Below are 23,676 nucleotides of genomic sequence, written 5' to 3'. Positions count from 1 at the left end.
CACAGCGTTCAGATCTCGATGCGCTCCGCGCCCGCGTAGAGGTTCATCGTCTCGCCGCGCAGGAACCCGACCAGCGTCATCCCCGCCTCCGCGGCGAGGTCGACCGCCAACGTGGACGGCGCGGACACCGCGGCCAGTAACGGCACGCCCGCCATCACTGCCTTCTGCACCAGCTCGAACGACGCCCGGCCGCTCACCATCAGCACCTGGCTCTTCGCCGGGACGGCGTCGGCTTTGAGGGCCGCGCCGAAGACCTTGTCGACGGCGTTGTGGCGACCGACGTCCTCGCGGACGATCTGGAGCTCACCGTCCGGGCCGGCCAGCGCGGCAGCGTGGAGCCCGCCCGTGCGGTCGAACACGCGCTGGGCGGCACGCAGCCGATCGGGCAGCTTCGCCAACACGTCGACGCCGATCCGGAGCGGGTCCTCGTCGACGCGGAACGAGCTCTGGGTCCGCACCGCGTCGATCGATGCCTTGCCGCAAATCCCGCACGAGCTCGTCGTGTAGACGTTCCGGGTGATGTCGGGGGTCGGCGGCGCCACACCGGCCGCCAGCACGACGTCCATGACGTTGTAGGTGTTCTGCCCGTCGGGGCCGGTGCCCAGGCAGTACCGTGCGCCCGCCACCTGTGTGGGTGCGGTGATCACGCCCTCGCTGAGCAGGAAGCCGTGCACGAGGTCGACGTCGTCGCCGGGCGTTCGCATCGTCACCGCGAACGGATCGCCGTTGACGCGGATCTCGAGCGGTTCCTCGGCCACGAGGGTGTCGGGTCGGCGAGTTTGTTCGGAACCGTTCACTCGAATCACCGGTCGGCGTCCGGTCACCCTGCCCATGGTGTTCTCCTCGCGGTCGACAGTATTCAGCGTACTTTCGAATCGTGGATTCGTACGGGGCTCTGGTTCTCGCGGGCGGCCGCGCCGAGCGGCTGGGTGGTGTGCACAAGCCCGGACTGCTGGTCGGGGGGATCTCGTTGTTGGAACGGGTGCTGGCCGCGGTGCCCGATGCGAGTCCCCGCGTCGTCGTGGGGCCGCCGCAGCCGGTTCCCGCGGACGTACTGGTGGTGCGGGAGAACCCCGTGGGTGGTGGACCGGTGGCGGCGCTCGCGGCGGGTCTTCCAGCCGTTGTCGACGTTTCGTGGGTGGCTTTGTTGGCTGGGGATCTGCCGTTTCTGACGGTGGGGGTGCTGGATTTGTTGCGTCAGGGGGCCGTTGGGCGGGATGGGGCGGTGCTCGTCGATGCGTCGGGGAGGGACCAGTTTTTGGCCGGGGTGTATGGAGTTGGCGCTCTGTCCAGGGCTCTGGAGTCCGTGGGGCCCCCGGCCGGCGTAGCGCTGCGGCGGGTGGTGGCCGCGTTGGACCTGGCGCGCGTGCGGGTATCGCCCGACGGCGCGCCCCCGTGGCTCGACTGCGACGATGCCGAGGACATTCGGATTGCGGAATCTTGGGAGGCAGGCGAATGAGCACGCTGGACGACTGGGTAGCGGCTGTCACCGTGGACCTGGGCCTGGAACAGCAGGTCGACCGCTCGCTGGTGCTCGACCTGGCCCGCGACGTCGCACACGGCGTCGCCCGGCCGGCCGCGCCGCTGACCACGTTCCTGCTCGGCCTGGCCGTCGGCGCCGGAGCCGACCCGCGGGAGACAGCGGCCAAGATCGCCGCGCTGGCCGAGGGTTGGGACCCCGACCGGGTCTCCGAGACGACGCTGGAGGACTGAACATTGATAGTTGCCTTCTCGGTCAGCCCGATGGGCACCGGCGAGTCGGTCGGTGAGGCCGTCGCCGCCGCCGTCCGCGTCGTCCGGGAGAGCGGCCTGCCCAATCACACCGACGCGATGTTCACGTCGATCGAGGGTGAGTGGGACGAGGTCATGGACGTCGTCAAGCGCGCCGTCGAGGCCGCCGGTGCCGGCGCGGGCCGCGTCAGCCTGGTACTCAAGGCCGACATCCGACCAGGCATCACCGACGGCCTGACCAGCAAGGTCGCCACCGTGGAACGGTTCCTGGCGGAGAGCTAGATCCCGTCGCGGACGAGCCAGTTGTCGCCGCTCTTCACCAGCGTGAAGCCACTGCCGCTGCTGACGTCGGGCGCGGCGTGGTGCGACGTCCGCGTCGTGGTCTTTTTCTTGCCGTCCTTGCCCTTCTTGGTGGTCTTCGTCGTCTCCTCGACGTCGATGTCACCGTCGCGGACCGTGGCTGTCGAGCCCTTGACCGAGACGGTGCCGACGTCGATCTCGTCCAGGTCGTCCCGCACGCCCGACGACAGGTCGGCGTAGCGCTTGCTCAGAGCGGAGGCGCAGTCCCCACCCAGCTTCCGCTTGGCACCGGCGTCGACGTAGTCGCAGGCTTCCTTGTAGTCCTGCTCGCCGACCTCGTCGAGGTATTCCGACAGCGCGGTTCGCACCTTGTCCTCGTTCGACGACGAACAGCCCGTCAGCAGCGTCGCCGCAGCGGCCACCGCCAGGAGGGCACCACCTAACCGCATGGTTCTCATTTCTCCTTCACATCCGGACGTGGTGTCCGATCCCACAGCGAGTGTGGGAGGGAAGCGGCGACGGAAGGATCGTTGAGTCGGCCACCCGTCATATCGCCCGTCGCGGCGGTGGTCTGATGGGCGCACAGCGGGGCAGCACTAGGGTGGCTGGAGCGCGTCCGAGGCCGCGAACGCATCACAGGAGGCGCCATGCCGGGATTCGACTGGTCCAGTGTGCCCACCAGGCTGGCCGCCGAACTGGCGCGTGAACTCGCGCTGGAAGAGGTGGCGGGTGGCCCGGCGGCCGCGCTGCGTGCCACGTTCGGTCCGGTGCCCCGCGTCGATTTCGTGCGTATTGCGTGGCCGATCCTGCGTGACGGATGGCTGGTCTCCGACAGCGACGCCCGATCGGACGTCGTCGCCGGATTGCGCGCGGCCGGGCTCGGCGACCACGAAGCGGCTCCGCGTGGCGCCGAAGCGCAACTCTCCTACCTGCGCTCTTGCCGGAACAACCGACGGCTGCGCCAACTCGTGCTCGACCGGTTCGTGGAACTGGGTGAAGATGACCTCCACGAGATCGATGCACCGAGCGACGACAGGGGGCCCGTGCCGAAGCCGAAACGTGGCGCCCACTCCCGGCGGCGCCCGACAGGGCCGGTGGAGGGCTCCCCTCTTCCGTTGTCCGAGGACCCGTCGACCGTGGATCTCGGCGCCAAGGTCGAAGCCGCCTGGAGCGAGTTGCGGTCAGCGCTCGCCGGCGTGCTCGCCCAGTTGGAGCTCGGCGCTCAGCTCACGCTGACGCTCGACCCCACGGCCGGCGGCACCGGCGACGCCACGTACACCGTCGAATTCGTGATGTTCGACGAGAACCTGCTGCACGCCGAGGCCGTGGGCAACGCCGCACTCCCACCCGGCCACCGGCTGGACCGGCACGCGATCGCCGACCTGGTGGCGCTGGGCTGGTCGCCGCCCGGTGTCGTCGACGGCACCACCGACAACTTCGGCATCCAGATGCCGACGTCCGACGCCGGCCGCCTGGCCGCGATCGCCGTGCGGACGCTCCGCGAGGTCTACGGCACGCCGCACCCCGCGTTCCTCACGTACTCCGCCACCGCGCTGGAGGGTGAGGTCGAGGTGCTCTCGCTGGGCGCCGCGCGCCGCGTGCCCGGTACCGGTGGCGCTTCGGCTCCGGCGGCGCACGACCCGTCGGCTCCGCTTCCCGACCGGGTGCGGGCGGTGGTCTCCGAGCTGCTCGCCCGTCCGGTCGACGAACTGCCGCTCGACGCCGACGGCGACATCGCGATCCGCAGCGGCTCGGCGATGGTGTTCGTCCGGATCACCGACGATCCGCCGCTGGTGGAGGTGTCGTCGCCGGTCCTGACCGAGGTGCGGGCGACGCAGCGGCTCTACGAGCGGCTCTCGGCGCTGACCAAGACGCTGCCGGTGGGCCGGTTGTACCTGGAGGACGACACGGTTTGGGCATCGGTGGGGGTGTTCGGCACCGACTTCCAGCCGACGCACCTGTCGACAGCGATCCGGGTCATGACCGGGCTGGCGGACGTGCTCGACGACCGTCTCCAGGGCGACTTCGGCGGCAAGGTCTTCTTCGGCGAGGCACTTCCCGAGCGCCGCGAACCGGGTCCGCACGGCGAGCGCACGGGTATGTACCTGTGAGTTCCGGGCAGCCGCTGCCGGGTTTCGTCGGTGGGCTCTGGTAGGAACTCCCCCAAGACGCCGCTCGCTACCGGGGCCGGCGCGCATTGGAGGAGGCAGGATGCCGACCATCCGCAGCCGAGGGCTGTCCACTGCCGACCTCGACACGCTCCGCACGGCGGTCGAGGCCGGACGGAAGCCCAAGGTCCAGTTCACGTCCTCAGCCGGCCAGATCGCCGGCCAGATCGGCCAGATCGTCCGCTTCGACGACCCGTCGTCCGACGAGTGGGTCGTGGTGCGGTTCGGGCGAGACGAACTCCCCTTCGCCCCCACCGACCTCCAGCTAGCCCCCAAGGCACCTCCCCGCCAAAAATCCGCCCCCAAAGCCACCATGCCGTCCGACGACACCGCGTCTGCCACCGCTGTGTCCCCGACCGGCGCTGCGCCGCGTCAGGCTGACCGCGCCGGAAGTGCCGGCTCGCCCGCTGCGGTCGCGGCTGCGACGTCCACCGCAACCCGCTCGGTGACCGCGGCGGCGACTCCGGCCGAAGCCGCCGCCTCGGCGAAGCCCGCCGCGAAGGCCGGTGCTGCGCGTGCGGCTTCGTCCTCGGTCGACGCCGCCGGCACGGCAGCGAAGTCGGCCGGCGCTGGCCGTCCGGCCGCATCCGCCCCGGCGGCATCTGCTCCAGCTGCATCTGCTCCGGCTGCGTCCACTCCGGCCGAGGCCGCCGGTGCGGCAAAGGCGGCCCCGAAGAGCCGTCCGGCGCGCAAGGGCGCCGCGAAGCGTGCCCCGGACCTCACGGTCACGCTCGCCCACCACGAGGGCGCCTGGACCGTGTCCGCGGCTCGCGGCGCACGGGTCCTGGTCAAGCCCACCTCCGTCCGCGCGGCCGACGCGCTGAAGATGGTCGCTCTGCTGGAATCCCCCGCAGTCGCCGACGCCGTCGACGAGATCGTGTCCGCTGCCCGCGCCGAAGCCGAGGAGCAGGCAGAACGCCTCCGGCAGCAACTGGCCGAGGTCGAAGCGGCACTGGCCGATCTGACTGACCCGGAGGAGTAGGCCCTCCTCGGCCGGTCGGCCGGAACTTCGTCACGTTCGCCCTGCCTGACGACGGTAATCTCCGTGGCGGACACGCCGAGTGACGGCGGCAGCGTTCCGGACAGTGAAGGGCGGAGCTCCGGGTGACGACCGACGAGGGTGTACGTGCCACCTCGTGGCCGGAAGTACCCACCGCGGGGGGCGCGGATCGGCTGATCTCGCCGTTACGAGCTCTCCGCGCCGGCCTCGACGAGGTTCGCTTCGGGCTGCCGCTGCGCGGTGGAGAGGACGCCGCCACTGTGGCGTCCAACCTCGCCAACCAGATCGACGATTACCTGCTGCCTCGGCTCTTCCACCCGGAGACGCCACCGCTGCTGGTGATCGGCGGCTCCACCGGCGGCGGCAAGTCGACGCTCCTCAACACGCTGGTGGGCGCACCGATCAGCCCCGCGGGGGTGCTGCGCCCCACCACGCGCTCAGCCGTGCTCGTCTGCCATCCCGACGACTACGGCACGTTCCTCGCCGGCGGCCCGGTCCCGACGCTGCCGCGCACCTCGGACGGCGCCCCCGGCACGGTGCGGATCCTGGAGACCGACGCGGTGCCCTCCGGCCTCGCACTCGTCGACGCGCCCGACGTCGACTCGGTGGTGGCGGAGAACCGACAGCTGGCCGTCCGGCTGCTCGACGCCGCCGACCTGTGGATCTTCGTCACGACCGCCGCCCGCTACGCCGACGCGGTGCCGTGGGAGCTCCTGCGCGCCGCGGTGGCCAGGGGCACCTCGGTCGCGATCGTGCTCTCCCGCGTGAACCACCTGGCGCACGCGACGGTCAGCACGCACCTGCGCGAGATGCTGCGTACCGAGGGCCTCGGCGCGGCGCCGCTCTTCGTCGTCGAGCAGGTGGCTTTGGAGGAGCACGGCCTGCTGCCGGAGCAGGCCGTCCGGTCGCTGCGGATGTGGACCGGCCGCATCAGCGCGTCACCGACGCAGCGCACGGCGATCGTGCGGCAGACGCTCAGCGGGGCGCTCGCGGTGATCCGCGACCGGGTCGACACCGTGTCGGACGCCACCAAGGCCCAGCAGGGCGCCGTCACGACGTTGCGCGGCCAGATCGGGCAGACCTACGCCGCCGCCGAGGCGCGGCTCCGGGCGTCGGTGGAGGAGGGCGTGCTGTTCCGGGGTGACGTCGTCGGCCGCTGGCAGGAGTACGCCGGCAACGGTGGTCTGACGGCGATTCTCGAGGCGCGTTCGGGCAGCAAGAGCGGGGTGCTGAGCGGGCAGGCCTCGATCCGGGCCGCCCGGGTCAGGGCGGGGCTGGTCGGCGGGGTCGTCCGGCTGTTCACGTCGGTCGCCGACGACGCGGCCGCCGACCTGGTCGCCGCCTGGCGGACGAACCCCGGCGGGGCTGCCGCCGCGGAGGAGGTCACCGAGCGGGCGTCCACCGAGGCAGCGAAGAAGGCCGAGGACGCCACCCGAGCGTGGCTGGACGCCGTCGACGCGTCGATCGCCCGCGCCGACGGGAGCATGCGTGCCGGTGTGATGCCGGTCGTCGTGTCGGCGGCGCTGGAGGACGGCACGCTGCCGGTCGGCCGGGAAGTGGACGTGGCCGGTGGCACCGTGACGCTCTCCGCCGAGCTGCTGGCCGAAGTCTTCGAGGACGACGACGTACGGACGTCGGGGCGAGCGGCGCGCGCCGACCTGCTCGATCGGCTGGCCGGCGCGCTCGCGTCGGAACAGCACCGGTTCGCCGCGAGGCTCGACGAACTCGACCCGCCGGTCAGCCTCGCCGACCGGCTCCGCGATGCCGCCCGAGCCATCGACCGCAACATCACCGTCGTCGATCAGCTCTTCCCCGACCCGGCGACGAGCACCCGCCCGGCAGCGAGCGAGGAACCGCCCGCGCGGGAGGCGCCGGAGCTGCCGTCGGTGGCCACGTTGCGCGCGGTCGCCGCCGCACTGCGCCCCTCCACCACACTCGATCTGCGACCCGGCCCGACGAGCGCTGAGAGCGACTCGACGGCTGCTGCGGGTAGCGAAGCATCAGCCGAAATGACCGAAAAACCAACCGAGCCTGTGGACGGGGCACCGACCGTGCCGCCGGGGGCTACCGTCGACTCCGAGCCCGACTCACCGGAGACCGACGCCCCCCGGAAGGGAACGTGATGAGCCGACCGTCAGCAGCCGACGATCCCCCGTCGATCGCCGCGCGCCTGACGTCGCTCGAGCGTGTGATGGGCGTGGTCGACAGCCGCGTGGACGACAACGACTTAAGGTCCGCCCGCGACGTCACCCGCCAAATCACCGAACGGCTGTCCCTTTCCCCGGCCCACACGGTCGTCGCGCTCGCCGGCGCCACTGGCAGCGGCAAGTCGTCGATCTACAACGCGCTCGCCGGTCTCGACCTGTCCGAGGTCGGCGTCCGCCGCCCGGTCACGAACGCCCCGCACGCGTGCGTCTGGGGCCGCGACGGTGCCGGCCCGCTGCTCGACTGGCTGAGCATCCCGTACGACAACCGCACCGGCCGCGAGAGCGCGCTCGACGCCGATTCGCAGGCCGAACTCCGCGGCCTGGTCCTGCTCGACCTGCCCGACCACGACTCCACCCAGCTGGCGCACCGCCTGGAGGTCGACCGGCTGGTCGAACTCGTCGATCTGCTGGTCTGGGTGCTCGACCCGCAGAAGTACGCGGACGAGGCCATACACGCGCGCTATCTGCGGCGGCTGTCCCGGCACGCCGGCGTGACGGTCGTGGTGCTCAACCAGGTCGACATGCTCAGTGGCGCCGACACCGAGGCGTGCCTGGCCGACGTCCGCAGGCTGCTCGACGCCGACGGGCTGCGTGGCGTGCCGCTGGTGCCGCTGTCCGCGCTGCGCGGCGACGGCATGCCCGAGCTGAAGGACCGCATCACCGCGACCGTCTCGTCCCGCCAGGCCGCCGTGCGTCGGCTGACCGCCGACCTCGACACCGTCGCCGACGAGCTCGCTCCGCTGGCCGGCCCGGAGGTGCGCGAAGGCGTCGACCGCAGCTCGGCCAAGCGCCTCTACACGACGCTGGCCGAGTCCGCCGGGGCCACCGCCGTCGGCGAAGCGGTCGAGCGCGGATACAAGTTCACGGCGAGCCGCAGCCTCGGGTGGCCGCTGATCCACTGGTTCGGCCGAGCGAAGGCCGACCCGCTGGCACCGCTGCGCGAGAACACCGGCACGCGGCGTCGAACCACCGCCCGGCCGGCGGTGCTGCACCCGGTGCAGCTTCCCGCCGTCGAAGAGTCACTGCGCTTCCTCGCCGACGACGTCGCGCAAGGGCTGCCCGCCCCCTGGCCGCGTCTCGTGCACCGCGCTGCCCGCTCGGAGATCGACCAGTTGCCCGACGCGCTCGATCGAGCCGTCGCCACCGCCGACCTGGGGCTCGCACGTCGGCCGCTGTGGTGGTGGGGCTACCGGGTCCTTCAGTACCTGCTGGTGTTGGCACTGCTGGGGGGCTTGGCCTGGACGCTCGGGCTGGCCATCGCCGCCGCGGTCGGGGGCGACGACAGCGCCCTCGAAGTCGGTGACCTCGTGCTGCCGCTGACCCTGCTGTTCGGTGGCCTGGTGCTCGGTCCGGTGCTGCACGTGGTGGGCATGATCGTGGCCCGGCGCGGCGCGCGGGCAGCGCGGCTCCGTGCCGAGCAGTCCGTGCTCGACGCGGTGACCACTGTCGCCCGCGAGCGGGTCCTCGCGCCGGTTCGTGCCGAACTCAGCGCCTACGCCCAGGTACGCGACGCCTTGATCGACTTCGGCATCCCGCCGCTGCCCCACCCACCGTCCACCGACTTATCCCCCCACCTCCCCGAGCCCCGACACGGGCCGTCCACAGCCACGGACGGGCCCGAGCCGTCCGCCCCCGAGCCCGAACGCGGGCCCTCTGCGGCGGCAACTCAGCGCGAGCCATCCGCGACGCCAGCCCAGCGCGGCACCTCCGCGCACGAGGCCGCACCCGAGCCTTCCGAGGCGGCGGCTCAGCGCGGATCCTTCGACTTCGAGGCCTCTCACCACTCCTCCGCGCTCGAGGGCGTTCAGCGTGGGGCATCTGCGGGTGGCGCGTTGTTCGGGGGCTCGGCAGGGTCGACGCGTCGGGGAACTGACGCGTTCGGCGGCCCAGCCGAAGAGGGCACGCCCGCCGCTTCCGAGGCGGAGCGGGAAGGCGCGGGCGCGCTGAGTGGCCTCGGGCCGCTGCCATCGGCCTCCAACTACCCGGATCCGTTCCAGCAGTCCTCCCCGCCGTCACCAACGGCGCCAGCCGACCAGGGCGGAACGGACTCAGCGAGCGAGCGACCAGGCCTGGTCGGCCCGAGGCCGGTACGGCCGAGCACGATGTTCTCCGAGGCGGCCTCAACGAGCGCCCCGACACCTTCCGGCACCGTCGAGCCGGAGACGGGACAAACGATGACCCACTCGACCCCGCCCGGCACCCCCGACCACCCGGTCGACCCACCCACGAACCACGACCGCCCCGGTCCACCCCGCCCCTGGCGCCGCGACCCCTCCCACCCCGACGCGAGCCACCCCGGCGCGGGGCAGCCCAGCGCGGGGCAGCCCGGCCGGCAGGGTGGCGCGGGGCAGGGCGGGGATTGGTGGCCGGAGGGGGGCGGACGGGCCGGGAGCGTTCCCCCACCGCCGCGGCCCGACGCAGTACGACGCGGAGCGATCCCGCCGGCACCAGCAACCCCGCCAGTCGCACCGGGTGTGCGCCCCTACCTCGGCGCGAACACCCCACCCCCCACCGGCTTCGGCCCCCCGCAACTGCCACCCGCTCCGGACGCCCCGCCGCAAGCCCCGGGCCTCCCACGCCCCGGCACCCCGATCTCCACGAGGTCCACCCAGCCTGGCCGCACCCCCGGTCACCCGGGCTACCAGCCCGGCAACGCGCCCCCCGCCGACCCTTCGGCACACCACCCCGGCGCGGGGTCAGCCTCGCCCTCCGCACCGTACGCCGACGCGAACTCCACGCACCCCGGCGCGAGCCCCACGCACCCCGGCGCGAGCCCCACGCACCCCGGCGCAGGCTCCACGCACTTCAGCGCAGGCTCCGCGAACGCTGGCGCGGGATTCGCGCGCGATGGCGAGGGTGCGGCGACGAGGCGGCCGGGCGCGACGACGGATGACGGCGCTCCGGCGCGCTCCCGCCGCGGTGCGCCGAAGCTCCCGCCCGCGCCCCCGCCGCGGCCAGAGGTCGAGGCCGACCCGGAGGTGGTCTGGGCGCGCACTCGCCCGGCGCCGCGCCCCACGTCGCCCGCAGGAGATGCCGCCCCGGACGCAAGCACCCGCCGACGCGAATCGGCCAACGCACCCGAAGAGGCTCCCGACGACCTCGGAGGCCAGCCGCAACGCAAGGGCCTGCGCGGACTGTTCAACCGGCGCAAAGAGTCGGCTGACGTCGTCGACCGGTGGTGGGCCACCACCGACGACGGCGACGACCCGTTCGGCCGCCCGCCCGCGTCCGACGACGACTCCCGCCCCCGAGTCCCCGGCCAACGCTGACCACCGCGTCCCACTGCGCCAGTCGCCGACACGGCTGCCAAGCTCGCCACCCACCCGGGCGTCACCGTCCAGGCACCGGCGTTCCGGCGCGGCCGCCCGGCATGGTTGTCAGGCTGCCCGCCTACCCGGCGGCATGGTTGTCACGCTCCCCCTGTCATCGCACGGAGAACGTCACAACCACCAGCACGGGCAGGGCGCCATCCATCCGCCGCCGAGCCCTGCGGACCGGACGCCCCGTGGGGCCGACGGCCGGTGCCCCCGGCGCCGGGCCTCTGGCGCCGGGCCTCTGGCGCCGGGCCTCCGGAGCCGGGCCTCCGGAGCCGGGCCTCCGGAGCCGGGCCTCCGGAGCCGGGCCTCCGGAGCCGGGCCTCCGGAGCCGGGCCTCCGGAGCCGGGAGCTCTGAGGCCGGCCCCGCACAGCGGGCGCCCGCCTCGCGGCATTCCCACCCAGCCGCGCCACGCCGCGAAACAAGCCGGAACGCGGGCCCCCGGCCTCACTCGGCTGTGAGCCGGCGGAGGACTTCCTCGACGACGTCGACGAACGCCGCGTTGTCGAGCTCGGAATCCCACGCCGTCTGCACCAACAACCCCTGATACACAGCAATCAGCACCCGAATCAGCGCCTCCGGATCCACCCCGGCCGGCGCCTGCTCCCGGGTTGCCTCCAGCGCCTGCGAAATCCCGTCCCGCGCCAACGCCCGCAACTCGTCCGACCGGACCGACTCCGCCCACACCTGCAGCGCCAGACGCGCATCGGGTGCGTCCGACGTACCGATCTCACGCAACAGATCGAGGTACGCCGCCCCAGGAGCCGACGACGTCAGCGCCGAGGCGCGGTGAGCATGCCAATCCCGCACGATCTCCGCGATCATCTCGTCCTTACCCGAGAAATACCGGTACACGAGCCCGGCACTGACCCCGCACTCCCGCACGATGTCCTGCATCGACGTGCGATGAAAGCCATCCCGCGCGAAGCACACGGCCGCCGCGTCGAGGATCTGCTGGCGACGGGCCTGCAGATGAGCCTCACTCACCTTCGGCATCGACACCCACCCTCGCCCGCGCGACCCGATAGAACTCCGCCGCCGTCTGCGGCCGCTGATAGCGCTGAGCGGCGTCCCGCGTCGAGACGTCCTCGACCAGGGTCAGCCCTCGTTCCCGCAGGTAGTCGGCCAGCGAAGCCGGATCGAATCCGAAGGTCCACGGCTCACCCACCGCGGTGACGGCGCCGCGCCAGGCGTCGGCCACCCCGCCGTCCAGTACTGCCTTGTCGACGTACGTGAAGATCACCTCGCCGCGGATCCCGCCGAGATACCTCAGCGTGACGTCGACTGCGGCGGCAGTGAGGTAGTTCGTGACGCCTTCCCAGACCACCACGGTCTGAACGGTCGGCGAGAAGCCTGCGGAAGCCAACGCGGATCCCAGGTCGTCGTACAGGAAGTCGACGGGCACGAACCGCACGTCGGAACGCGTGCGCCCAGCGAGGATCCGCTGCTTCGACGCCTGGGTCGCCGGGTGGTCCACCTCGAACACGTCCACCGAGGAAAGGGCGGGGAGCCGGTGGGCACGGCTGTCGAACCCGGCGCCCAGCACGAGCAACTGCCGGGCGCCCCGACTCACCGCGTCGTCGACCCAGTCGTCGATCAATCGCGTACGAGCCACCGCGGACCCGCGCGGGCCACCCCACCGCGCGTCGATGTACTGCTCCAACCGACGTCCGACCGGACGGAACCGAGCCACCCCCGCCGCCACGCGGTAGCCGCGCGGAAGGAACAGGCGGGCGTAGGAGTCGGAGAACAGGCGATCGTCCCGGACCGACTCCAACGCCCGGAACAGCGCGACATGGACCGCTGTCTTACTGCCCGACGAAAGCACCGTCGCAGAATAATGAATGAACGTCCATTTTTCTAGAGGTCCATTAGGGTGAGGGTCATGGTGGAGCTACTTCATTCGGGCAAGGTGCGGGACGTCTACCTGGATGGGAACGACCTGATCCTGGTGGCGTCCGACCGTGTCTCGGTCTACGACGTCGTGCTCCCCACACCGATCCCGGGCAAGGGCGCGGTCCTCACCCAGCTCTCGCTCTGGTGGTTCGACCAGCTGAAAGACGTCGTCCCGAACCACGTCATCAGCACCGATGTGCCGGCGGAGTGGGCCGGGCGCGCGATCCGCTGCCAGCGGCTGAGGATGGCGCCGGTCGAGTGCGTCGCCCGTGGTTACCTCACCGGCGGCGGGCTCAGCGAGTACCGGCAGACCCAGTCGGTGTCCGGCATCGCACTGCCACCCGGCCTGGTGGACGGCGACAAACTGCCCGAGCCGATCTTCACGCCGTCCACGAAGGCGACCGAGGGCCACGACGAGCCGATCTCGTTCACTCAGGTCGAAGAGATCGTCGGCGCCGACCAGGCCAAAACCCTCAAAGACCTGACGCTGGAGATCTACCGCCGCGGCGCCGACCTGGCCGCCGAGCGGGGCATCATCGTCGCCGACACGAAGGTCGAGTTCGGCTGGGCTCCAGACGGCACGCTCGTCCTCGCCGACGAGGTCCTGACGTCGGACTCGTCGCGGTTCTGGCCCGCTGACGAGTGGGAGCCGGGTCGTTCGCAGCGCTCGTACGACAAGCAGTTCGTTCGCGACTGGGCGACCAGCACCGGGTGGGACAAGCAGGCGCCCGCGCCCGAGATCCCCGACGAGATCGTGAAGGCCACGCAGGCCCGCTACATCGAGGGCTACGAGCGTCTCACCGGGAATACCTGGTTGAACGGGCAACTATAAGTGCTATGCGAGTAGACATCTGGTCGGACATCGGCTGCCCCTGGTGCTATGTCGGCAAGCGTCGGTTCGAGAACGCGCTCGCCGCGTTCGAGCACCGCGACGACGTCGAGGTGGTCTACCACTCGTTCGAGCTCGACCCGAGCAGCCCCACGGACAAGACCGTGCCGGTCACCGAGCTGTTGATGGGCAAGTTCGGGATGCCGAAGGCGCAGGTCGAGCAGGCCGAGAAGCGCCTCGAGGACACCGCGGCGGCCGAAGGCCTCGCCTACGACCACAACCGTCACGCCGGCAACACGTTCGACTTCCACCGACTCGCTCACTGGGCCGCTGATCAGGGCAAACAGCAGAACCTGCTCGACCACGCCTACGCCGTGCACTTCGGTGAGGCGAAGTCCGTGCACACCGTCGACGCGCTGGTCGACCTCGCCGCCGACGCCGGGCTCGACCCGGACGAGGCGCGCAAAATACTCAACGACAAAAATGCGTATGCCGACGACGTACGCGCTGACGAAAATCAGGCGCGCGAATTGGGCATCTCGGGTGTGCCGTTCTACGTGTTGGACATGCGGTACGGCGTTTCCGGTGCCCAGCCCACCGAGGTGTTCGCACAGGCGCTGGCGCAGGCACACGGGGATGCCTGACCCCTGTTACCGGGAGTGATATCCGAACTGCTGTGAGTGTCCCCTTGCCCCGGCTCGTCGGTCGGGGTCAAGGTTGACTCATGGACCCGCATCTCATGGCGTCGCTCCATCGCGTCGCCGCGGCCGGTGGCCCCGTGATCGTGGCTGCGGCGGGCACCGAGCGCTGGGCGGCGGTCAAGAATCGGTTCGTGAAGGTGCTCGGGCACGGCCATAGTGGCCGTGAGGAGGTCCAGGCCGAGCTGCTCGAGGAGACGAACCAGGCGATCGGGCACGCACCCGCCGGGCTCGTCGACCAGATCACCCACGATCAGCGGAGTCGGGCGCAGCAGTTGCTGCTGCAGGCGATGCTCGTGGATCCGTCGGTGTCCGACGATCTGGAGAAGCTGATCACCGAGCTGGATCCGCCGCCGGACGAGGACGCTGAGCCGGAGTCCGAGCCTCCGCCGAGCAATCGCCCGCCGGTGCTGCGGCCCCGCATTCTCGGGGCGCCATGGGCGTGATCATCGCGCCGCGGTCGGCGCGGCCGGCGCGGGCGGCGTGGGCGGCGTGGGCGACGTGGTCGGGGTGGGCGATTGGTTGGGGGAAGCGGGCGGGGTGACTGGCTTTGGCTCGGGGCGAACCCGGACCCGTCCTACGGCCGGTCGCCGTCCGTCGGCGGTGGCCGCCGTGCCGGCGGAGTCAGGCGCGGTGTCGGTAGGCCGTACCGACCCCTCCCCAGGGGACGCCGGCTCGGCCTCCGGCATCACCGCGCCCGACTCGCCGGGTCTCGGTGTCTTGCCTTCCGTGCTCCACGTCTTCTCAGGCCCGGCCGTCCCCTCCGCAGCCGACGTTCGCGACTTCTCGGGGCTCGGCCGCTCCGCCCGAGCGCGCGACTCTTCCGGAGCCCGCCACTCCCCCCAGGTCCGCGACTCTTCCGAGGCGCGCGGCTCCCCCGACGTCCGCGACTCTTCCGACGTCCGCGACTCTTCCGACGTCCGCGACTCTTCCGACGTCCGCGACTCTTCCGAGGCGCGCGGCTCCTCCGAGGCTCGCGGGTCGTCGGGGGCGCGCCAATCGGTTGAAGCGGGCGGGCTATCCCAAGCCCCCCACTCTTCCGGGGTCCGCCACTCCCCCGAGGCCGCCGAATCCGCCGTCCGCGAATCCACCGATACCTGCGAAGACGCGGTGGGGGTCGGCTCGGCTCGCGGCGATGCCGTGGGGGTCGGGGTGGGTCGGGGCGGCGGGGACGGCGCGTATGGGTGGCGCGGCTCGGACCAGCCGAACGCCGGCTCCCGCGAGGGTGTCACCGACCCCGCGCGCCCAGCCGGCAACCGATCGGCACGCGCAGGCGCCGCACCCGACTCCATCGGCGAGATACGCACCAGATCCGCCCCGGCGTTCGCCACGATCAGCAACGCGGCAGTCGACCCGGTCGCCAGCGCGCAGAGCGCGACCGCCCCACCCCACTGGGCGCGACGACGGCGAGGAGAAGGGCGGTACAGGGCCCGCATCACCCCTCCTCCCCACCGGCTGCTGACCACACCATCGTCCGCCGCCCGCCCACCGCCGGGCGAGCCTGGCACCCCCGGCGTTCGCCCAGCCTCCACTGCCCGATCGGTGGACGGCACTGTTCACGAACGCGATGCCCAGCAATTTCGGGCAACGGTCTGAGATGCTGACGACGAGGGCCATCAACGCCTTCGACGTATCAAACGCCCGTTGCCTACCGCGCCACCCCTGCGATCGGCATCGGTATCGATCACCTCCGTGCGGTGACCCCGCGCCGGAGGGCACGAGCGAGGAGATCGGCATGTCCGAGTCCGCCCCAGAAACCTCTCGACCACTCGGCGAGGCCGCCGTGGCCGAACGAGGCTTCGTCCAGCTGCTCACCCCAGAGGGCGAACGCGTTCACGACAGCGACTACGACGTCCACCTCACTGACGCCGAATACCGCGGTTTCTTCCGCGATCTGGTTCTCGTCCGGCGCGTCGACGCCGAAGCCACCGCACTCCAACGCCAGGGCCAGTTGGGCCTGTGGGCGTCCCTGCTGGGCCAGGAAGCCGCACAGATCGGCTCCGGTCGTGCGCTCCGCCCGCAGGACATGGCCTTTCCCACCTACCGCGAGCACGGCGTCGCCTGGTGCCGTGGCGTGGACCCGCTGCACGCGCTGCGGATGTTCCGCGGTGTGGATCTCGGCGCCACCGATCCGCACGCCCACAACTTCGCGATGTACGCGATCGTCATCGGCGCCCAGTGCCTGCACGCCACCGGCTACGCGATGGGCGTCCAAAAGGATGGAAAGGTCGGCGGCAGCGACGGCGAGGCGGTCATCGCCTACCTCGGCGACGGCGCCACCAGCCAAGGCGACGTAAATGAGGCATTCGTGTGGGCAGCGGCGTTCGCCGCGCCGGTCGTTTTCTTCTGCCAGAACAACCAGTACGCGATTTCCGCGCCGACCGACCGGCAGACGCGGGTGCCGCTCTACCGCCGGGCCGCAGGGTTCGGGTTTCCCGGGGTCCGTGTCGACGGCAACGACGTGCTGGCCACGTACGCGGTGACCCGGCGCGCGTTGGACGACGCCCGGAACGGGCAGGGACCGGCGTTCATCGAGGCGTTCACCTACCGGATGGGTGCTCACACGACGTCCGACGATCCGTCCCGCTACCGCATCGCCGCGGAGCTCGAGGAATGGCGGTTGCGCGATCCGATCGAGCGGCTGCGCTCGTTCCTCGTTCGTCAGCAGGTGGCTGATCAGTCGTTCTTCGACGAGGTCGACGCCGAGGCCGACGCCCTCGCGGCACGGGTGCGCGCTGGCTGCCTCGAAATGCCCGATCCGGAACCGGTAAGCATTTTCGACCACGTTTACGCAGGTGAACAGCCCGTATTGCGAAAGCAACGGGAAGCGTTCACGGAATATCACTCGGAATTCCTACCTTCTGGCGACGAAATCGAGCGGAGTACCGTCCCCGGCCGGGAAGGGAGCCGTCGATGACGTCGATGACGCTGGCCAAGGCTTTGAACGCCGGCCTACGCAGCGCACTGGACACCGATTCGAAAACGCTGATCATGGGGGAAGACGTCGGGCGTCTCGGAGGGGTCTTCCGAGTAACCGACGGTCTTCAGAAAGACTTCGGAGAGCATCGGGTAATCGATACACCGCTGGCTGAATCGGGCATTATCGGCACCGCTATCGGGTTGGCGATGCGTGGTTACCGGCCGATCTGCGAGATCCAGTTCGACGGGTTCGTCTACCCGGCGTACGACCAGATCGTGAGCCAGTTGGCGAAGATCCACTACCGGTCGCAGGGTCAGGTGAAGATGCCGGTCGTCGTCCGGATCCCGTTCGGGGGTGGGATCGGGGCGGTAGAGCACCACAGTGAGTCGCCCGAGGCGTATTTCGCGCACACCGCTGGGCTGAAGGTCGTGACCTGCTCGAACCCGGCTGACGGCTACACGATGATCCAGCAGGCGGTCGCGTCCGACGACCCGGTCATCTTCTTCGAGCCGAAGCGGCGGTACTGGGAGAAGGGGGAGGTTCCGGACGACGTTCCGGCCTCCGACTGGTACCCGTTGCACTCCACGCGGGTGGTGCGGCCGGGCACCGATGCGACGCTTGTCGGCTACGGGCCGATGGTGCGCACGCTGTTGGAGAGTGCGGAGGCAGCTGTGGAGGACGGGCGTGACCTGGAGGTCATCGACCTGCGGACGCTGTCGCCGCTGGACCTGGAGCCGGTGTACGCGTCGGTGGAGCGCACCGGACGGCTGATCGTCGTGCACGAGGCGCCGTTCACGCTCGGGCTCGGGTCGGAGATCGCGGCTCGGGTCACCGAGCGGTGTTTCTATGCGCTGGAAGCGCCAGTGTTGCGGGTGACGGGGTACGACACGCCGTACCCGCCGGCTCGGCTGGAGGACGACTACCTGCCCGACCTCGACCGGGTTCTCGACGCGGTCGACCGGTCTTTCAGCTACTGAGGAGACGGTATGGCGGACATCCGCACGTTCGACCTGCCCGATCTCGGCGAGGGGCTCACCGAAGGGGAGATCCTGCGCTGGTTGGTGGCGGCCGGTGACACGGTGACGCTCAACCAGCCGATCGTCGAGGTGGAGACCGCGAAAGCCGCGGTTGAGATCCCGTCACCGTTCGCCGGGGTGGTGACCGTGCTCCACCACGAGGAGGGCACCACCGTCGAGGTCGGTGCGCCCCTCATCGCGATCGACACCGCCCCGGGCGCGACCTCCCCGCCGTCGCACGCTCCCAACGCTCCGATCGACGCCAATCAAGCCCCGGAAGTGCCCCAAACTGCGTCCCAGGAAGCTGGCGCCGGTTCGGGGGGCGCGTCCCAGGAAGCTGGCGCCGGTTCGGAGGGCGCGGGCGCGGAGCCGGGAGCTGGCGCCGATTCGGGGGGTGAGGTGCCGGGTGGGCGGACGCCTGTGCTCGTGGGGTACGGCCCCCGCAGCGGAGGGCCGGCACGGAGGCGGGCGCGGCGGCACGCCGCACCGGAGCCGAACGACACCCCTGCCATCGGCGGCGCAGGCCTCGTCGGGGACGAGGCACAACCCGCCCCCGACACCACCCTCCCTCTGCTCCCGACGATCCCGGACGCTCTCGCGTCCGGGGTGAAACCCGTGCGGCACGGCGGCCTCGAAATGGGCCGGGCTGCCGAACGTGCGGCCACCGCCGCCGGCACCGTCACCGCGCTGCCGACCGCCGGCATCCCCCGCGCGCACCCGGCGGTCACCCCCCGCCCCCGCGCGAAGCCCCCCGTGCGCAAACTCGCCCGCGATCTGGGCGTCGACCTGGCCACCGTCGCACCAACCGGCCCCGACGGCACGATCACCCGCCAAGACGTCCACCAGGCCGCCGCCTCCCCCCAACCCGACGCCGTATCGTCCGCGGAGCTCGAGCCGGTGGAGGAGTTGCCGGCGGTTGCCGGGGTGGTCTCGGGTGGGGTGCGGGAGCGGCGGGTGGCCGTGCGGGGGGTGCGGAAGCTGACCGCCGAGGCGATGGTCAACAGCGTGGCCACGGCTCCGCACGTCACGGAGTGGCTCACGGTCGACGTGACCCGCACGCTCCGCGCCGTGGATCGCCTCCGCGGGAACAAGGCGTTCGCGGACGTCCGGGTCAACCCCATGCTGCTGATCGCCAAGGCAGTGACCCTGGCGACCAGGCGCCACCCCGAGCTCAACTCGAGCTGGGTCGACGGACCCGACGGCGCCGAGATCGTGCTCAAGGACTACGTGAACCTGGGCATCGCCGCGGCCACCCCGCGCGGCCTGCTGGTGCCGAACATCAAGGACGCGGGACGACTCCCGCTCCCCGAGCTCGCAGCCGCACTCGACGCACTGGTGAGCGTCGCCAAAGCCGGGCGCACACCGCCCGCCGACCTCACCGGCGGCACCATCACGATCACGAACGTCGGGGTCTTCGGCGTGGACGCCGGAACACCGATCCTCAACCCGGGCGAGGCGGCGATCCTCTGCGTCGGGCAGATCGCCGAGCGCCCGTGGGTGCACAAGGGTGTCGTGAAGCCGCGGTCGATCTGTCAGCTCGCGCTGTCGTTCGATCACCGGATCGTCGACGGTGAGGGAGGGTCGAAGTTCCTCGCCGACGTCGGCCGGTTCCTCGATGACCCCGAGGGAACCGCGCTCGCCTGGTCCTGACCCGTCCGGCAACGGCCTCTTCCGCTTCGGCGGAGGAGGCCGTTGTCGTGTGCGCCACAAACGTTCAGATGTTGGCTTCGTGGCCGATGTGATCGTCGCCAGGGTGGGGCGTCTCACCGTAATTTCAATGGAATATTCGAGCTTACTGCCGCATTATTGAAGGCGTAGAGCTCAATACGACGAAGGAAAGAAGGTAGTGACCGTGTCCACGTTTGCCCAGAGGCTCCGTGAGCGACGCACTGCGCACCGTCGTGCTCGAGCCCTGGAGAGGGTTCTGGCACGGGTGCCGGACGGCACGATGCGCGACGAGATCCTCGAGATCGCGAGCCGGCAGAGCTAAGCCGGCGCGGCGGGCCTTGACCCCGCCGACGCGAGTCTCGACCGGTCGTGGGAGTACGCCACGACCCTGAGCCCGGTGCCCCTCGGGGGCACCGGGTTTCGGCGTTTTTGACGCCGACGTGTAATAGGAGTTGCCTTGTTCGTACCCTGTCACCGGTTGACCCGATAGCGTCCCAAATCTCGGACCGTATCCGTACCGGTGGAGGAGTCGTCGCGATGACCGAGGGCACTCGCCCGCCTGAGCCGCAGTCCCCGGATCCGAAGGTGCCGTCGGTGCCCGGAGCTGGGGGTTCGGACGCGCCCGAGCCGCCGTCCGGCGCTCCGACGCCCGCCGCTCGTGCGCCTGAGCCGGATGATCCGGAGGCGACGCAGATCATTCCGCCGAAGGCGGCGCCCGCCGCTTCGGTCCCGGACGACTCCGAGGCGACCCAGGTGATCCCGCCCCCTGCGGGGCGGGAGACCGTGCAGCTATCGACGCCTTCCCCCGCGTCCCCGACCGCGCCGCCATCGGCCGGGCCGCCCACCTCTGCCTCGGACGCCCAGCCCAGCGGCACGCCAGCCGCCCCACACCCGGCCCCGCCACCCGCCACCTCCGACGTCCCAGCCCCCGAAACCCCAACCTCCGCGCCCCCCGCGGCCCACCCGACTTCCGCACCGCCAGCCGCAACGCGCCCCACATCAGCGCCGCCGGCAGCCCACCCGACGTCGGCGCCGCCCGCGGGAGCGCGCCCCACATCCGCGCCACCCGCGGTCCACCCGACTTCCGCGCCGCCGGCGAGCCCACGACCGACGTCAGCGCCGCCAGCGGCCGCTCGCCCGACGTCAGCGCCGCCTGCAGGGGGCCGCCCCACGTCGGCGCCGCCGCAGCCGACGCCGGGAACCCACCAGCAGCCGGGAACACACCAGCAACCCGGCACGCATCAGCAGACCAGCGGCACGGTCTACGGGGGCCAGCCTGGATGGGCGCCCATGGCCCCTCCCGGCACGCCACCCCCGAGCACCGCCTACGGCCCGCCGCCGCAGCAGTACGCCGCTCCTCCCGGCGCGCGTCCGCCGGGTGCCCCGCCCGTGCCCGGCCCCGCCGCCCCGGCCGGACCCAAGAAGCCCTGGTACCAGCGCGGTCCGATCATCGCGGCCGTCGTCGGCGCCGTGGTCGTGCTGTTCCTCTGCGTCGGCGGCGCGCTCTGGGGCGCCAGCGCCTTCGTCAGCAGCGACTACTCCACCGGCAAGTGCATTAAGCGCGAAGCCTCGGGCGACAAGGACCGCGCGATCCCTGTCGACTGCGGCACCGACGGCTCCTACAAGATCATCGACCGCGCCAACGACACGACGACCGTCGAGGACGGCTCCTGCCCGCCCGACACCACCGACGCCTTCGTCAACTTCAAGGACGAGTACGTCCTCTGCCTGCGCAAAGAGGACTAGCGCACACTAGGGGCCGTGACCGCACAAAAATTTCGCGTTCGGGCCCCGCAGCTCCAGGGCCGCGGCTGGCTGAACACCGCCGGCCGCGACCTCTCCCTGGCCGACTTGCGCGGCCGCGTCGTCCTGCTCGACTTCTGGACGTTCTGCTGCATCAACTGCCTGCACGTGATCGACGAGCTCCGCCCCTTGGAAGAGGAGTTCGGCGACAAGCTGGTCGTGGTCGGCGTCCACTCCCCCAAGTTCGAGCACGAACGCGATCCCGAAGCGCTCAAGGCCGCCATCGAGCGCTACGACGTTCCGCACGCCGTCCTCGACGACCCCGAGCTGCTCACCTGGCAGCAGTACGCTGCCCGCGCGTGGCCGACGCTGGCCGTCATCGACCCCGAGGGCTATCTGGTCGCAAGCATGTCGGGCGAAGGCCACGCCGAGGGGCTCCGCCGCCTGATCACCGAGCTGATCGAGCAGCACACCGCCAAGGGCACGCTGAGCACCGATGGCACCCTCCCCGAACGCGACGAACGGGAAGACACCGAGCTCCGCTTCCCCGGCAAGATCGCGCTCCTCCCGAGCGGCAACTTCCTGGTCAGCGACTCCGCACACCACTCGATCGTCGAACTCGCGGCCGACGGTGAGACCGTCCTGCGCCGCTTCGGCGACGGCACCCGCGGCTCCCGGGACGGCACGAACCCGCAGTTCTCCGAACCCCAGGGCATCTGCGTCCTCCCGGCGGACAACACCCTGGGCTACGACGTCGTCATCGCCGACACCGTGAACCACAAGCTGCGGGCACTCGAGCTCGACACCGGCACCGTCACGACGCTCGCGGGAACCGGCGAGGTCTGGCGGGGAGCACCCGGCGATCCCGTCGACGTGCCGGACGACCCACTGGAGGCCAAGCTCTCCTCCCCGTGGGACCTCGCCTGGTACGAGGATCACATCGTCATCGCGATGGCCGGCACCCACCAGCTCTGGTCCTACGACCCGGCGAAGAACCACCTCGCGGTCTACGCCGGTACGACAGTGGAGTCCCTGAAAGACGGCCCCAAGGACCAGGCCTGGTTCGCCCAGCCCTCCGGCCTGGCCGCCGACAAGTCCAAGCTCTGGATCGCCGACTCCGAGAGCTCCGCGCTGCGGTGGATCGAGAACGGCGAGGTCCACACCGCCGTCGGCAAGGGTCTGTTCGACTTCGGCGCGATGGACGGCACGGCCGAGGACGCGCTCTTCCAGCACCCGCTCGGCGTCGCAGTGCTGCCGGACGGCTCGATCGCGGTGTGCGACACCTACAACAACGCGATCCGACGCTACGACCCGGCGACCGATGAGGTGACCACGCTGGCTACCAACGTGCCCGAACCGTCCGGGGCCGTAGTAGCCGACGGCACGCTCGTGGTCGTCGAATCCGCGGCCCACCGGATAACCCGGCCGGTGCCACCCGGCGCCGCTCAGGAAATCACCCAGCAGCGACACCGCACCAAGCGCCCGCCGGTGGAGCTGAGCCCGGGCCAGATCACCGTCGAGATCGTGTTCGAGCCACCCGCGGGCCAGAAGCTCGACGACCGCTACGGCCCGTCGACCCGCCTGGAGATTTCCGCGAACCCGTCGGCGCTGCTGATCACCGGCGAAGGTGTCACCACCGAGCTGCAGCGGACCATCGTCCTCACGAAGGAAGAAGACGAGGCCGAGCCCACCGAGGAGGGCGACGGCGTGCTCCAGGTGATCGCCCACGCGGCGAGCTGCGATGTGGAGGGTCCGAATCCGGCGTGCCACCTGAGCCGCCAGGACTGGGGCATCCCGATCCGCCTGGTGCCGGGAGCACCGTCCGAACTGGTCCTGATGCTGCGCGGCGTCAACGCATAACGAAAGGGCCCCGACCGCATGCGGTCGGGGCCCAGGAAAAGCAGTTACAGCGGAGGCGGCGGCTGAGTCGGATCGTCGGTGTAGATCCGCTCCCGGTTCGCCGTGGTGGCCCGCTTGCGCGGACCCCAGTAGAAGACACTGATCAGGATGCCCACGACGCCGACGAACATCAGGATCCAACCGACCGCCTGAAGGTTGATCCCCTGCAGGTCGACCGTGATGGCAAAGGCAAATATTGCGCCGAGGGCGATGAGGAAGAGCCCCGCGCCGATACCCATGTCGACCTCCCGGTCGTGTTCGCCAGGTGCCGGTGGCACCCCGGTTG

At 71.1% G+C, this 23,676-nt stretch carries 20 protein-coding genes; 15 read left to right on the top strand and 5 right to left on the bottom strand.

Going from position 1 to position 23,676, the window contains the following annotated elements:
* Nucleotides 1–8: 8 nt before the first annotated feature.
* Nucleotides 9–833, bottom strand: coding sequence for a formate dehydrogenase accessory sulfurtransferase FdhD (fdhD, locus tag ACGFY5_RS37505; protein ID WP_392728197.1), 825 nt, complete (start codon nucleotides 831–833; stop codon nucleotides 9–11).
* 62 nt (nucleotides 834–895) lie between these two features.
* On the opposite strand from fdhD, the gene ACGFY5_RS37500 reads away from it, so the two are divergent.
* Genes ACGFY5_RS37500 through ACGFY5_RS37490 form a run of 3 tightly spaced genes read left to right on the top strand, consistent with a single transcriptional unit; the run spans nucleotide 896 to nucleotide 2,013 of the window.
* Entirely contained in the window at nucleotides 896–1,459 is a 564-nt protein-coding gene (locus tag ACGFY5_RS37500) for a molybdenum cofactor guanylyltransferase (RefSeq protein ID WP_392729068.1), read from the top strand.
* Nucleotides 1,456–1,713, top strand: a complete 258-nt coding sequence (locus ACGFY5_RS37495; protein WP_392728195.1) for a DUF6457 domain-containing protein — start codon at nucleotides 1,456–1,458, stop codon at nucleotides 1,711–1,713. The genes ACGFY5_RS37500 and ACGFY5_RS37495 overlap by 4 nt, the downstream gene beginning before the upstream one ends.
* Nucleotides 1,714–1,716: 3 nt before the next feature.
* On the top strand, nucleotides 1,717–2,013 hold the full coding sequence (locus ACGFY5_RS37490) for an MTH1187 family thiamine-binding protein (protein WP_392728192.1): 297 nt from the start codon (nucleotides 1,717–1,719) through the stop codon (nucleotides 2,011–2,013).
* On the opposite strand, the gene ACGFY5_RS37485 is transcribed toward ACGFY5_RS37490, so the two are convergent.
* On the bottom strand, nucleotides 2,010–2,480 hold the full coding sequence (locus ACGFY5_RS37485) for a hypothetical protein (protein ID WP_392728190.1): 471 nt from the start codon (nucleotides 2,478–2,480) through the stop codon (nucleotides 2,010–2,012). The two genes, ACGFY5_RS37490 and ACGFY5_RS37485, sit on opposite strands and share 4 nt — an antisense overlap.
* A gap of 198 nt (nucleotides 2,481–2,678) precedes the next feature.
* Between ACGFY5_RS37485 and ACGFY5_RS37480 the strand changes: the two genes are divergently transcribed.
* The 4 genes from ACGFY5_RS37480 to ACGFY5_RS37465 all read left to right on the top strand — a co-directional run bounded on the left by ACGFY5_RS37480 (nucleotide 2,679) and on the right by ACGFY5_RS37465 (nucleotide 10,675).
* Nucleotides 2,679–4,142: a hypothetical protein gene (locus ACGFY5_RS37480; RefSeq protein WP_392728187.1), complete on the top strand. Its 1,464-nt coding sequence runs from the start codon at nucleotides 2,679–2,681 to the stop codon at nucleotides 4,140–4,142.
* Between the two features lie 100 nt (nucleotides 4,143–4,242).
* Nucleotides 4,243–5,181: a hypothetical protein gene (locus ACGFY5_RS37475; protein ID WP_392728185.1), complete on the top strand. Its 939-nt coding sequence runs from the start codon at nucleotides 4,243–4,245 to the stop codon at nucleotides 5,179–5,181.
* A 122-nt stretch (nucleotides 5,182–5,303) separates the two neighbouring features.
* Nucleotides 5,304–7,322, top strand: coding sequence for an ABC transporter (locus ACGFY5_RS37470; protein ID WP_392728182.1), 2,019 nt, complete (start codon nucleotides 5,304–5,306; stop codon nucleotides 7,320–7,322).
* On the top strand, nucleotides 7,322–10,675 hold the full coding sequence (locus ACGFY5_RS37465; protein WP_392728180.1) for a hypothetical protein: 3,354 nt from the start codon (nucleotides 7,322–7,324) through the stop codon (nucleotides 10,673–10,675). The genes ACGFY5_RS37470 and ACGFY5_RS37465 overlap by 1 nt, the downstream gene beginning before the upstream one ends.
* 493 nt (nucleotides 10,676–11,168) lie before the next feature.
* Here ACGFY5_RS37465 and ACGFY5_RS37460 read toward each other — a convergent pair whose 3' ends face one another.
* Together ACGFY5_RS37460 and ACGFY5_RS37455 are read right to left on the bottom strand one after the other, a co-directional pair.
* On the bottom strand, nucleotides 11,169–11,717 hold the full coding sequence (locus ACGFY5_RS37460) for a TetR/AcrR family transcriptional regulator (RefSeq protein ID WP_392728177.1): 549 nt from the start codon (nucleotides 11,715–11,717) through the stop codon (nucleotides 11,169–11,171).
* Entirely contained in the window at nucleotides 11,701–12,549 is an 849-nt protein-coding gene (locus ACGFY5_RS37455) for a class I SAM-dependent methyltransferase (protein WP_392728174.1), read from the bottom strand. The genes ACGFY5_RS37460 and ACGFY5_RS37455 overlap by 17 nt, the downstream gene beginning before the upstream one ends.
* A gap of 60 nt (nucleotides 12,550–12,609) precedes the next feature.
* Here ACGFY5_RS37455 and ACGFY5_RS37450 point away from each other — a divergent pair, with 60 nt between their 5' ends.
* The 8 genes from ACGFY5_RS37450 (at nucleotide 12,610) to ACGFY5_RS37415 (ending at nucleotide 23,351) form a co-directional block, all read left to right on the top strand.
* The gene (locus ACGFY5_RS37450; protein ID WP_392729066.1) at nucleotides 12,610–13,449 is read left to right on the top strand and encodes a phosphoribosylaminoimidazolesuccinocarboxamide synthase; all 840 of its coding nucleotides are present in this window, start codon (nucleotides 12,610–12,612) and stop codon (nucleotides 13,447–13,449) included.
* Between the two features lie 5 nt (nucleotides 13,450–13,454).
* Nucleotides 13,455–14,090: a DsbA family oxidoreductase gene (locus ACGFY5_RS37445; RefSeq protein ID WP_392728171.1), complete on the top strand. Its 636-nt coding sequence runs from the start codon at nucleotides 13,455–13,457 to the stop codon at nucleotides 14,088–14,090.
* Nucleotides 14,091–14,170: 80 nt separating this feature from the next.
* Nucleotides 14,171–14,590, top strand: coding sequence for a hypothetical protein (locus ACGFY5_RS37440; RefSeq protein ID WP_392728168.1), 420 nt, complete (start codon nucleotides 14,171–14,173; stop codon nucleotides 14,588–14,590).
* A gap of 1,289 nt (nucleotides 14,591–15,879) precedes the next feature.
* The gene (gene pdhA, locus ACGFY5_RS37435) at nucleotides 15,880–17,061 is read left to right on the top strand and encodes a pyruvate dehydrogenase (acetyl-transferring) E1 component subunit alpha (protein WP_392728165.1); all 1,182 of its coding nucleotides are present in this window, start codon (nucleotides 15,880–15,882) and stop codon (nucleotides 17,059–17,061) included.
* Nucleotides 17,058–18,041, top strand: coding sequence for an alpha-ketoacid dehydrogenase subunit beta (locus ACGFY5_RS37430; RefSeq protein ID WP_392728162.1), 984 nt, complete (start codon nucleotides 17,058–17,060; stop codon nucleotides 18,039–18,041). Before pdhA ends, ACGFY5_RS37430 begins: the two co-directional genes overlap by 4 nt.
* Before the next feature lie 9 nt (nucleotides 18,042–18,050).
* The gene (locus ACGFY5_RS37425) at nucleotides 18,051–19,730 is read left to right on the top strand and encodes a 2-oxo acid dehydrogenase subunit E2 (protein WP_392728159.1); all 1,680 of its coding nucleotides are present in this window, start codon (nucleotides 18,051–18,053) and stop codon (nucleotides 19,728–19,730) included.
* Nucleotides 19,731–21,038: 1,308 nt separating this feature from the next.
* Nucleotides 21,039–21,494, top strand: a complete 456-nt coding sequence (locus ACGFY5_RS37420; protein WP_392728157.1) for a hypothetical protein — start codon at nucleotides 21,039–21,041, stop codon at nucleotides 21,492–21,494.
* 15 nt (nucleotides 21,495–21,509) lie between these two features.
* The gene (locus tag ACGFY5_RS37415; protein WP_392728155.1) at nucleotides 21,510–23,351 is read left to right on the top strand and encodes an NHL domain-containing thioredoxin family protein; all 1,842 of its coding nucleotides are present in this window, start codon (nucleotides 21,510–21,512) and stop codon (nucleotides 23,349–23,351) included.
* Nucleotides 23,352–23,395: 44 nt separating this feature from the next.
* Here ACGFY5_RS37415 and ACGFY5_RS37410 read toward each other — a convergent pair whose 3' ends face one another.
* Nucleotides 23,396–23,629 (bottom strand): DUF6458 family protein, encoded by a 234-nt coding sequence (locus ACGFY5_RS37410; protein ID WP_392728152.1) that lies wholly within the window; start codon nucleotides 23,627–23,629, stop codon nucleotides 23,396–23,398.
* Nucleotides 23,630–23,676 lie beyond the last annotated feature (47 nt).

The sequence above is a fragment of the Cryptosporangium sp. NPDC048952 genome (assembly GCF_043197895.1).
GTDB lineage: Bacteria > Actinomycetota > Actinomycetes > Mycobacteriales > Cryptosporangiaceae > Cryptosporangium.
Note: the sequence above shows the minus strand (reverse complement) of the source record. Positions and strands in the feature narration are given on the sequence as shown.

What these genes read in the sequence shown, in the direction of transcription:
- fdhD (WP_392728197.1), bottom strand. Translation starts at nt 833, where the DNA reads ATGGGCAGGGTGACCGGACGCCGACCGGTGATTCGAGTGAACGGTTCC.
- ACGFY5_RS37495 (WP_392728195.1), top strand. Translation starts at nt 1,456, where the DNA reads ATGAGCACGCTGGACGACTGGGTAGCGGCTGTCACCGTGGACCTGGGC.
- ACGFY5_RS37485 (WP_392728190.1), bottom strand. Translation starts at nt 2,480, where the DNA reads ATGCGGTTAGGTGGTGCCCTCCTGGCGGTGGCCGCTGCGGCGACGCTG.
- ACGFY5_RS37480 (WP_392728187.1), top strand. Translation starts at nt 2,679, where the DNA reads ATGCCGGGATTCGACTGGTCCAGTGTGCCCACCAGGCTGGCCGCCGAA.
- ACGFY5_RS37475 (WP_392728185.1), top strand. Translation starts at nt 4,243, where the DNA reads ATGCCGACCATCCGCAGCCGAGGGCTGTCCACTGCCGACCTCGACACG.
- ACGFY5_RS37465 (WP_392728180.1), top strand. Translation starts at nt 7,322, where the DNA reads ATGAGCCGACCGTCAGCAGCCGACGATCCCCCGTCGATCGCCGCGCGC.
- ACGFY5_RS37460 (WP_392728177.1), bottom strand. Translation starts at nt 11,717, where the DNA reads ATGCCGAAGGTGAGTGAGGCTCATCTGCAGGCCCGTCGCCAGCAGATC.
- ACGFY5_RS37445 (WP_392728171.1), top strand. Translation starts at nt 13,455, where the DNA reads ATGCGAGTAGACATCTGGTCGGACATCGGCTGCCCCTGGTGCTATGTC.
- ACGFY5_RS37440 (WP_392728168.1), top strand. Translation starts at nt 14,171, where the DNA reads ATGGACCCGCATCTCATGGCGTCGCTCCATCGCGTCGCCGCGGCCGGT.
- pdhA (WP_392728165.1), top strand. Translation starts at nt 15,880, where the DNA reads ATGTCCGAGTCCGCCCCAGAAACCTCTCGACCACTCGGCGAGGCCGCC.
- ACGFY5_RS37430 (WP_392728162.1), top strand. Translation starts at nt 17,058, where the DNA reads ATGACGTCGATGACGCTGGCCAAGGCTTTGAACGCCGGCCTACGCAGC.
- ACGFY5_RS37425 (WP_392728159.1), top strand. Translation starts at nt 18,051, where the DNA reads ATGGCGGACATCCGCACGTTCGACCTGCCCGATCTCGGCGAGGGGCTC.
- ACGFY5_RS37420 (WP_392728157.1), top strand. Translation starts at nt 21,039, where the DNA reads ATGGCCCCTCCCGGCACGCCACCCCCGAGCACCGCCTACGGCCCGCCG.
- ACGFY5_RS37410 (WP_392728152.1), bottom strand. Translation starts at nt 23,629, where the DNA reads ATGGGTATCGGCGCGGGGCTCTTCCTCATCGCCCTCGGCGCAATATTT.